This window comes from Aeromonas sp. R3-1 (assembly GCF_040908345.1).
Classification (GTDB): domain Bacteria; phylum Pseudomonadota; class Gammaproteobacteria; order Enterobacterales; family Aeromonadaceae; genus Aeromonas; species Aeromonas veronii.
Genome location: NZ_JBFODN010000066.1, coordinates 18,604 through 27,871, shown reverse-complemented (window position 1 = coordinate 27,871; position 9,268 = coordinate 18,604). Strand labels below are relative to the sequence as shown.

Sequence of the window (9,268 nt, the reverse complement as noted above, 5' to 3'; positions counted from 1 at the left end):
CCCTCCTCCACCAGCCCCTTGGCAACCCGGTCGCTCACCATCACTGCGCCGAGCGGCAGATAACCGGAGGTGATCCCCTTGGCCAGACACATCAGGTCCGGCTTGATGCCAAACCCTTCGCTGGCAAACCAGTGGCCGGTACGGCCAAAGCCGCAGATCACCTCGTCGGCGATGAGCAAAATGCCGTAGTGATCGCAGATGCGCTGGATCTCCGGCCAGTAGCTGTCAGGCGGAATGATGACGCCGCCCGCCCCCTGGATCGGCTCGCCGATAAAGGCGGCCACCTTGTCCACCCCCAGCTCCAGAATCTTCTGCTCCAGCTGACGGGCCCGCTCCAGCCCGAACTCGTGGGCACTCATCCCCTGCCCCTCACCGAAGTGGTAGGGCTGATCGATGTGCACTATGCCGGGAATGGGCAGGCCGCCCTGGGCATGCATCCCCTTCATGCCACCCAGACTCGCCCCCGCCACGGTGGAGCCGTGATAGGCGTTGTGGCGGCTGATGATCACCTGTTTGTCAGGCTGACCCTTGCTGGCCCAGTAGTGGCGCACCATCCGCAGCACGGTATCGTTGCACTCGGAGCCGGAGCCGGTGAAGAAGACGTGGTTGAGATGGGCTGGCGTCACCTCGGCCAGCAGGGTCGCCAGCTCGATCACCGGCGGGTGAGCAGTCTGGAAGAAGAGGTTGTAGTAGGGCAACTGCTGCATCTGGCGGGTAGCGGCATCCACCAGCTCCTGGCGGCCATAGCCCATATTGACGCACCACAGGCCCGCCATGCCGTCGAGAATGCGTTTTCCCTCGGAGTCTTCCAGATAGACGCCGCTGGCTTTGGTAATGATGCGCGAGCCCTTCTTGTTCAGGGCCTGAAAGTCGGTAAAGGGGTGCAGGTGGTGGCTGGCATCCAGTTGTTGCCACTCACGGGTTGTCTGCTGCATTTGTTGCTCCTCGGTTCCTTCGATTTAGCAAGATTCAGTCTTCAAATAGTCAGGTGAGTCGGCACGTTCGCAGCCACAGTCACTCACGGCGTGTCTGCTGCATTCGTTACTCCCCTGCGCCTTCGATTTGGCAAGATTCAATCGTTAATCAATCCAGGTGGCAGCGCTCTTTCGGCCACAACCACTCACAGGTGGCAGGCGCCACCTGACTCGCGTTCCGGTCTCTTCGATACAGGGACCGGGGAGGCCGACTCCGGCCTCCCCGTTACAGAGGGATCAGACGTTCAGCAGCAGGAACTCCCGCTCCCAGCGACTGATCACCCCGAAGTAGGTCTCGTACTCTTTGCGTTTAACCGCGACGAAGGCGCGGGTGAAGCGCTCGCCCAGCATCTCCTTGATGGGCTCGCACTGTTCGAGATGGCTGAGTGCCTCCTCCAGCGAGCGGGGCAGGCTGTAGGGCAGGTCATAGGCGCTCGACTTCATCTCCGGCAGCGGCTCCAGCTTCTCCATCATGCCGAGATAGCCACAGGCCAGAGTGGCGGCCAGCGCCAGATAGGGGTTGGCATCGGCACCGGCGAAGCGGTTCTCCACCCGCCGCGCGCTCGGGTCGGAGAAGGGCACCCGCAGGCCACAAGTACGGTTCTCGACCCCCCACTGGACGTTGCGCGGCGCGCTCTCGCCAAAGGTGAGGCGGCGGTAGGAGTTGACGTTGGGGGCCAGCAGGGCGGTCACCGCAGGGGTGTATTTCTGCAAACCGGCGATGAAGTGCATGAACTGTTCGCTATTGCCGCCGCTAGAGGTGCCGAACAGGTTGTGGCCATTCACATCTTCCAGACTCTGGTGGATGTGCATGGCCGACCCCGGTTCGTCGCTCATCGGCTTGGCCATAAAGGTGGCATAGATACCGTGGCGGTGTGCGGCCTCACGCATGGTGCGCTTGAACAGGAACACCTGATCCGCCAGATCGATGGCATCACCATGCAGGAAGTTGATCTCCATCTGGGCGGCGCCCGACTCGTGGATCAGGGTGTCCACCTCCAGCTCCTGCGCCTCGCAGTAGTCATACATGTCTTCAAAAATGGGGTCGAACTCGTTGACCGCATCGATACTGAACGATTGGCGGGCGGTCTCAGGGCGGCCGTTGCGGCCCACCGGCGGCACCAGCGGATAGTCGGGGTCCTCGTTGCGGGTGACCAGATAGAATTCCAGCTCGGGCGCCACCACCGGCTTCCAGCCCTGCTTCTCGTAAAATGACAGAACCCGACGCAGCACGGAGCGCGGCGCGATGTCGATCAGCTTGCCGTTGACGTCGAAACAGTCGTGGATCACCTGTGCAGTGGGCTCCAGCGCCCAGGGGACAAAACGGATGGTGTTGGGGTCGGGATAGAGCTGCATGTCCCGCTCCAGCGGGTCGATCATGCTGTCGTCATCCGGATATTCGCCGGTCACCGTCTGGGTGAAAATCACCTCGGGCAGACGCATGCCCCCTTCACGCAAAAACTTGTTGGCTGGGATGATCTTGCCCCGGGCGTTGCCGGTGAAATCCGGGAACAGGCACTCCACTTCCGTGATGCGATTGCTCTCCATCCAGCCTTTGATACTGTCCATGTTAAACCCCGACTTTACGGTTGCCATTGGCAAGGGTGTCTAATATATGGAACACCCTTGTTATAAAATTGTAATCAACATCACCATAAAAGCCCGCCATCAAGGGCAATGTCAAGCGGGCGTGTTTAAAAAACTATAAATAACGGCGTATATAATGACCAAGGCGGCACCAAATACTAAACACTCAAATCCGTACGAAGCCCCCCTCTCATCGTTGCAAAGGCGATGCCAACAGAGGGTGAAGCAGGCGCCAGATCCCGACCAATCCCCCGCAGGAACGGACCATTTTTTTGCAAGGGCGCACAATCCTTATCCTATTTGCTTTGCTTGGCTGCATTTTTTTGGTACAAGGCCCGCCCTGATTTGCACTCTCTTGCATGAAACAGGTGCAAATCGGGATACAAGGGCTTGGTCTGTAGGCAGACAGCCCCCATAAACAGGGATAATTGGGTTAGTAAACTGACTGGTAGTTAATCGTATGTGTGATTTCATGACTGAAGACCAACTGGCCTTTTACAAGGGGCAGATCGAGCGACAGATCGTCGAGCTCGAAGAGCGCCTGAACTCCCAGGCCAGCCAGGCCATCGCCACCGACACCAACGAGATGGCTGATGAAATTGACCGTGCCAGTATCGAGGAAGCCCGCCGTCTGGAGCTGAACCGCATCGAGCACGACAAGCTGCACCTGCGCAAGCTGCGGGGCGCATTGAAGCGCATCAGCGAAGGGGATTTTGGTTACTGCGAATCTTGCGGTGACGAGATCTCCCTCAAGCGGCTGCATGCCCGTCCGGAATCCCGTTTCTGCGTCGAATGCCAGAGCACCAAGGAATTTAACGATACCCACGTGTTCCGTCGCGTAGCCTGATTCTTCGAAGAACCGTCACCATTCTGGTGCAACAGACGCCAGCAAGGCAGGGCCCCGCGCTCAAACCTTGCACAACGCCTCGCAGCAAGATGGTGACAAGTTCTGTTAGACTCCGGACACCTTCCGGAATCTACAGGAGAACAGAGAGTGAAATGGCTCATCAAGCTGTGCTTGTGCCTGCCACTGCTGGCACAAGCACAGGTTCTGACGGTCAAGGTCCCCAGCCGCCCCGTCAACAATCTTGACCAGGAGTACCAGTACAAGCTGCTGGAACTGGCCCTGACCCGCTCCGGGCAACCCTTTCGCATCCAGCCTGTCGAACTCGACCTCAACCAGTTCACCCTCCAGCAGCAGCTGAGCAAGGGCAAGACCATCAACGTCTTCTGGATGGGCACCTCCAGCGAGCTCGAATCCTCCCTGATTGCCGTCCCCATTCCGCTGTTTCGCGGGCTGGAAGGATTGCGGCTGTCCTTCATCCACGCGGATGCTCAGGAGAAGTTCAACCAGATCAATAACCTGGCCGACCTCAAACAGCTGAAGGCGGCGCAAGGGGTCGGTTGGGCCGATAACAAAATTCTGGAAAATGCGGGCATCCCGACCTTATCCGGCCGATACAGCAGCCTGTTTCGCCTTATCAACGACGGCGACAAGATCGACTTCTTCCCGCGCGCCATGGTGGAGATCTTCGCCGAGCGCAGCGAACTGGTGGCGCAGTATCCCAACCTCGCCATCGAGCAGCATCTGCTGATCCGCTACCCCTTCGCCCAGTTCTTCTTCGTCAGCCCCGAATACCCCAAGCTGGCCAAGGCGATTCAGACCGGGCTGGAGCGGGCCTATGCCGATGGCAGCTTTATGAAGTTCTTCAATGACAACCCCAAGATCCGCGAAGCGCTCGCCAGCGCCAACCTCGATCAGCGGGTCACCATCGCCCTGCCCAATCCGGATATGACCCCGTTGCTAAAATCCATTCCGGCCCAATATTGGGAGTATCCACCGCAGGGATAAACATCGCGAGCGCCTGACCACGAAGGTCAGGCAGCGAGAACACAGTGCTCCAGGGGGGTGTCATAAAGGGAATCCAGGAGTGGTTTGAGGGGTACGGCCAGAGTCATCGCCATCCGGTCAACGTCGCCATCCACAAGCTGGCGGTACCCGGCATCTATCTCTGCTCGCTGGCACTGCTCTGGATAGCCCAGTTTGTCGGCCACAAGATCGAGGGCAAGCGCCCCTCCTTCCTCGCCGACCTGCAATTTCTGCTGATAAGCCCCGCCTCGGTGCTTGCCAGCCTCTATCGTCGCCTGGGCATTCCCTATTGAGGAGTGCCGGGCCAACAGGAGAGACCATGACACATAACCACACGCGACATAACGCCCTGCGCCGCGCCCTGCCCCTGCTGCTGGGGGCCCTGTTTACCGGCCCGGCGCTGGCCGACAAGGCCGACCCGGTCGGTGAAGTGAGCACCGCCTTCAAGCTGTTTGGCCCGAACCACAAGATCCTGGTGGAGGCGTTCGACGACCCGCGCATCGACGGCGTCGCCTGCTATCTGGCGCGCCCCAAGACCGGTGGTGTAAAAGGCGGGCTGGGACTGGCGGAAGATCCCTCCCACGCCTCCCTGTCGTGCCACCAGATCGGCCCCATCACCCTGCCCGAAAAGCTGAAGGCGGGAGAAGAGGTGTTCGATGTCAGCACCTCGCTGGTGTTCAAGGAGCAGAAAGTGGTGCGTTTTTACGACAAGAAACGCAATGCACTGGTTTACCTGACCTACAGCACCAAACTGGTGGATGGTTCGTACAAGAGTGCAGTCAGCGCCGTTCCCATCATGCCATGGGGACAATAACCAGCCGGTTTGTCCGGTGATAGCTGACCCATTTTGTTGTAATTTGACGACACACACGCTGCGGAGCACATACCATGAAAGTCGCCGTATTCAGTACCAAGAGCTATGACAAAGAGCATTTCAACCAGGCCAACAGCCAGTACGGCTTCGACCTGGAGTTTTTCGATGTGCGGCTGGAGGCCAAAACGGCCCGACTGGCTCACGGCTTCCCGGTGGTGTGTCTGTTCGTCAATGACGATGCCGACCGCGAGGTATTGACCGAACTGGCTGCCAACGGCACCCAGGTGATTGCCCTGCGCTGCGCCGGTTACAACAACGTGGACCTGGCCGCTGCCAAAGAGCTGGGGCTGAAAGTGGTGCGAGTGCCCGCCTACTCCCCCGAGGCGACCGCCGAGCATGCGGTCGGCATGATGATGTGCCTCAACCGCCGCATCCATAAGGCTTATCAGCGCACCCGCGACGCAAACTTCTCGCTGGAAGGGCTGGTCGGCTTCAACATGCATGGCAAGACCGTTGGCGTCATCGGTACCGGCAAGATCGGTCTGGCCGCCCTGCGCATCCTCAAGGGCTTCGGGGTTCGCCTGCTGGTCAACGATCCTTACCAGAATCCGGCAGCCATCGAGCTGGGAGCCGAGTACGTGGATCTCGATACCCTGTTCCGCCAATCCGACATCATCAGCCTGCACTGCCCGCTGTTCAAAGAGAACTACCACCTGTTGAACAAGGAGGCGTTCGCCAAGATGAAGGACGGGGTGATGATCATCAACACCAGCCGTGGCGGCCTGCTCGACTCCAACGCCGCCATTGAGGCGCTCAAGACCTCCCGTATCGGCGCGCTGGGGCTGGACGTCTACGAAGAGGAAGAGGATCTCTTCTTCTCCGACAAGTCCAACGAGGTGATCACCGATGACGTGTTCCGCCGCCTGTCAGCCTGCCACAACGTGCTGTTCACCGGTCATCAGGCGTTCCTGACCCGCGAGGCGCTGCACGCCATCGCCGACACCACCCTCGGCAATATCCGCGCCATCGAGAGCCAGGGCCGCTGCGACAACGAAGTGGAATAGGGGCTCGCCCTCTCTTCGTCACGCGCCGGGTTGTGAGACCCGGCGCCTTCGGGTAGGCTAGCCCCCCTTTTTTATTCAGGAGTCTGGCGCCCATGTTTATCGGATTTGATTACGGCACCTCCAACTGTGCCGTGGCCGTGATGGAACAAGGTAGCCCCAGGCTGCTGAATCTTGGCGCATCCCGCTATCTCCCCTCCACCCTGCACGCGCCCCACCGGGATGCTATTGCCGGTCTGTTGGCCGAAGGGCTGGCCCCCGCCCAGCAGGCGGAGTACCTCAAGCTGCGTGGCCCCGTGGTCACCCGCGCCCAGATGGTTCGTCGCCAGATGCGCGAAGAGGGACTGATCGACGAGCTGAGCTTTGGCGGTGCCGCGCTGGAGCGCTATCTGGAAGAGCCGGACGACGGCTACTACATCAAGTCGCCGAAATCCTTCCTCGGCGCCTATGGCCTCAAGGCCCCCCAGATCGCCCTGTTTGAAGACATCGTCTGCGCCATGATGCTCCATGTCCGCCAGCAGGCCGAGCAGCAGCTCGGTGCCCCGATCCGCCAGGCGGTGATCGGCCGTCCGGTCAACTTCCAGGGTCTGGCGGGGGAAGAGAGCAACCAGCAAGCTATCGCCATCCTGACCGAGGCGGCCCGTCTGGCCGGTTTCGAGCAGGTGGAGTTCCTCTATGAACCGGTGGCCGCCGGGTTTGAATTCGAGGCGCGCCTCACCGAAGACGCCGTGGTGCTGGTGGTGGATATCGGCGGCGGTACCACCGACTGCTCCATGCTGCGGATGGGTCCCAGCTACCGCGATCAGCTGGATCGCAGCGGCGATCTGCTCGGCCACAGCGGCCAGCGGATCGGCGGCAACGACTTCGACATCCGCCTGACGGTGGAGGGGATGATGCCGCTACTCGGCATGCACGAGACCCTCAAGACCGGCAAGCCGCTGCCCCACCCGCTGTTCTGGGATGCGGCCGCCATCAACGACGTCAGCGCCCAGAGCCGCTTCTACAGCCTCGACACCGCCCGCCAGCTGCAGGACCTGCAGCTCGACAGCCAACCCGGCAGCAAGCTGGGTCGTCTGGCCAGCCTGCGGGCCCACAAGCTGAGCCACCAGCTGGTGTGGCGTGCCGAGCAGGGCAAGATCGCCCTCTCGGAGCAGGAACTCAATCGCCAGTCGCTGGCCGAGCTGGAAAAAGGGTTGGAAGCTGAGCTGACCCGCGAACAGCTGGCCAACGCTTCGGCCCTGCTGCTGGAGAAGATTGGCGAGCTGATGGACGAAGCGATTGCCGCCGCCGGTGTGCAGCCGGATCGCATCTTCGTCACCGGTGGTAGCGCCCGCTCGCCGCTGATCGCCAGCTTTATCCGCCAGAAGCTCCCGTCCATCCCGCTTGAAGGGGGCGATGACTTCGGCTCGGTGGCCGCCGGTCTCGCCCGTTATGCCGAGCGGCTGTTCGCCAACTGAGCCCTGAGATAGCGTAAATCGATGGCAACATCACCCGTGTGTTGCCATTAAGCGACAGTCGTGCGGGACAAGGGGCGACAGAAGCGGTCGGTCGTCCCCTCTCCCGCCCTGCTCCTGACTGCCCAAAAAGGGTATTCTTGACGCTCCCCCAACCGGAGCCCCCTCATGCCCAGATTGCCCTTTTTGTTGCTGGTCCCCCTGTTACTGCTCGCTGGCTGCAGCTCGACCGCCTTTGTTCAGCAAGATCTGCAACACCACCACTGGGTACTGAGCAAACTGGATGGCCAGCCGATCAAGGCCCCCCGCGACAATCCCCCCGATTTCGAGATCGGCGAACACTTCACCGTCAACGGCATCGCCGGTTGCAACCGCTACTTCGGACAAGGCCATCTGGAAGATGACAAACTGTGGGTCACCAGTCTGGGCAGCACCGAAATGGCCTGCATGCCACCGCTCGACACCATAGAACAGGCCGTACTGACCACCCTTACCGAGGGGGCGACCCTGAGCGGCACCAGTCAGAACCTGATCCTGCAGGGCAAACAGCACCGTTTGGAATACACCCTGCGCGACTGGGTGTTCTAGCGCTCACAAAGCCGCATCACAAACAGGAACATGTTGTCCGGCTGTGGCACAATATGAGGCAGAGTTCGCAACGGAGGCTGCCTCAGCCATGTCGATGGATCGCCTGTTTGACAAGATCAAACAACTCCCCACTATTCCCAAGCTGCTGCACGAGTTGATGCAGAGCTTCAACGACGAGAATGCCCGCATCGACGAGATTGCGGCCAAGATCGCCATGGATCAGGTGATCAGCGTCAAGGTGCTGCGGATGGCCAACTCGGCCGCCCTGCGCCGGGGCAACGAAGTGACTTCTATTGAACAGGCGGTGATCCGGCTCGGCTTCAACCGGCTGCGCTCCGTGGTGGTCGCCTCCGGCATCATCGGCACCTTCAAGGCCCCGCCCAGCTTCGACAAGAACAAGTTCTGGACCGAGACCTTCCAGGTCGCCACCATAGCCAAAACCCTGGCCCAAGAGGCCAAGGTGATGGATCCCGAGACCGCCTTCACCTGCGCTCTGATCCACAACATCGGCGAACTGCTTATCCAGAGCACCTTGCCGGAAGAGGCCGAGCTCATCAACATGGCGCTCCAGAACGGCAGCAGCCGGGTCGAGGCCCAGCGGGAGATGCTGGGCTACGACTATGCCCAGCTCGGTGCCGAGCTGGCGCGGCGCTGGAACCTCTCCGAGGCCTTCGTCGATGCCATCTCCCAACAGCTTGACCCGCTCTCCCACGATCCGGTCAGCAAGGAGGCAGTACTGATCCGCCTCGCCGTGTTTATCTCCTTCGCCTGGAACGCGGGCGTGCCTGCCCAGGCCATCATCGCCCGCTTCCCCAAACCGCTCGCCGATCAGCTGGGACTGGATCCCAAGTCGCTGGCAGGCCAGCTCGAAACATTGCATGAACAGGGTAATGCCCTCGCCGATCTTCTGACTCAATAAG

Annotated in this window: 10 protein-coding genes; 8 read left to right on the top strand and 2 right to left on the bottom strand. The window is 60.6% G+C overall.

Annotation, left to right across the window (positions count from 1 at the left end):
* The coding region (locus AB5Y85_RS03865; RefSeq protein WP_368221214.1) for an aminotransferase at positions 1-935 on the bottom strand (935 nt) is incomplete at its 3' end.
* Positions 936-1,211: 276 nt separating this feature from the next.
* Positions 1,212-2,543, bottom strand: a complete 1,332-nt coding sequence (locus AB5Y85_RS03860) for a glutamine synthetase family protein (RefSeq protein ID WP_021230755.1) — start codon at positions 2,541-2,543, stop codon at positions 1,212-1,214.
* Between the two features lie 478 nt (positions 2,544-3,021).
* Here AB5Y85_RS03860 and AB5Y85_RS03855 point away from each other — a divergent pair, with 478 nt between their 5' ends.
* The 8 genes from AB5Y85_RS03855 (at position 3,022) to AB5Y85_RS03820 (ending at position 9,267) form a co-directional block, all read left to right on the top strand.
* A complete protein-coding gene (locus AB5Y85_RS03855; RefSeq protein ID WP_005356952.1) occupies positions 3,022-3,408 on the top strand; it encodes a TraR/DksA C4-type zinc finger protein in 387 nt (128 codons plus the stop codon).
* Positions 3,409-3,555: 147 nt separating this feature from the next.
* On the top strand, positions 3,556-4,413 hold the full coding sequence (locus AB5Y85_RS03850) for a hypothetical protein (RefSeq protein WP_368221213.1): 858 nt from the start codon (positions 3,556-3,558) through the stop codon (positions 4,411-4,413).
* Between the two features lie 62 nt (positions 4,414-4,475).
* Positions 4,476-4,724 (top strand): Mpo1-like protein, encoded by a 249-nt coding sequence (locus AB5Y85_RS03845; RefSeq protein ID WP_368221215.1) that lies wholly within the window; start codon positions 4,476-4,478, stop codon positions 4,722-4,724.
* Positions 4,725-4,750: 26 nt separating this feature from the next.
* Entirely contained in the window at positions 4,751-5,245 is a 495-nt protein-coding gene (locus tag AB5Y85_RS03840; RefSeq protein ID WP_368221212.1) for a CreA family protein, read from the top strand.
* 74 nt (positions 5,246-5,319) lie between these two features.
* Positions 5,320-6,309 (top strand): 2-hydroxyacid dehydrogenase, encoded by a 990-nt coding sequence (locus AB5Y85_RS03835; protein WP_005340720.1) that lies wholly within the window; start codon positions 5,320-5,322, stop codon positions 6,307-6,309.
* 92 nt (positions 6,310-6,401) lie between these two features.
* The gene (yegD, locus tag AB5Y85_RS03830; protein ID WP_064339148.1) at positions 6,402-7,763 is read left to right on the top strand and encodes a molecular chaperone; all 1,362 of its coding nucleotides are present in this window, start codon (positions 6,402-6,404) and stop codon (positions 7,761-7,763) included.
* A gap of 165 nt (positions 7,764-7,928) precedes the next feature.
* On the top strand, positions 7,929-8,348 hold the full coding sequence (locus AB5Y85_RS03825; RefSeq protein ID WP_368221211.1) for an META domain-containing protein: 420 nt from the start codon (positions 7,929-7,931) through the stop codon (positions 8,346-8,348).
* A gap of 88 nt (positions 8,349-8,436) precedes the next feature.
* The gene (locus tag AB5Y85_RS03820) at positions 8,437-9,267 is read left to right on the top strand and encodes an HDOD domain-containing protein (protein ID WP_005340727.1); all 831 of its coding nucleotides are present in this window, start codon (positions 8,437-8,439) and stop codon (positions 9,265-9,267) included.
* The last annotated feature ends 1 nt before the right edge of the window (position 9,268 follow it).

What these genes read in the sequence shown, in the direction of transcription:
- AB5Y85_RS03820 (WP_005340727.1), top strand. Translation starts at nt 8,437, where the DNA reads ATGTCGATGGATCGCCTGTTTGACAAGATCAAACAACTCCCCACTATT.
- AB5Y85_RS03835 (WP_005340720.1), top strand. Translation starts at nt 5,320, where the DNA reads ATGAAAGTCGCCGTATTCAGTACCAAGAGCTATGACAAAGAGCATTTC.
- AB5Y85_RS03855 (WP_005356952.1), top strand. Translation starts at nt 3,022, where the DNA reads ATGTGTGATTTCATGACTGAAGACCAACTGGCCTTTTACAAGGGGCAG.
- AB5Y85_RS03840 (WP_368221212.1), top strand. Translation starts at nt 4,751, where the DNA reads ATGACACATAACCACACGCGACATAACGCCCTGCGCCGCGCCCTGCCC.
- yegD (WP_064339148.1), top strand. Translation starts at nt 6,402, where the DNA reads ATGTTTATCGGATTTGATTACGGCACCTCCAACTGTGCCGTGGCCGTG.
- AB5Y85_RS03860 (WP_021230755.1), bottom strand. Translation starts at nt 2,543, where the DNA reads ATGGACAGTATCAAAGGCTGGATGGAGAGCAATCGCATCACGGAAGTG.
- AB5Y85_RS03825 (WP_368221211.1), top strand. Translation starts at nt 7,929, where the DNA reads ATGCCCAGATTGCCCTTTTTGTTGCTGGTCCCCCTGTTACTGCTCGCT.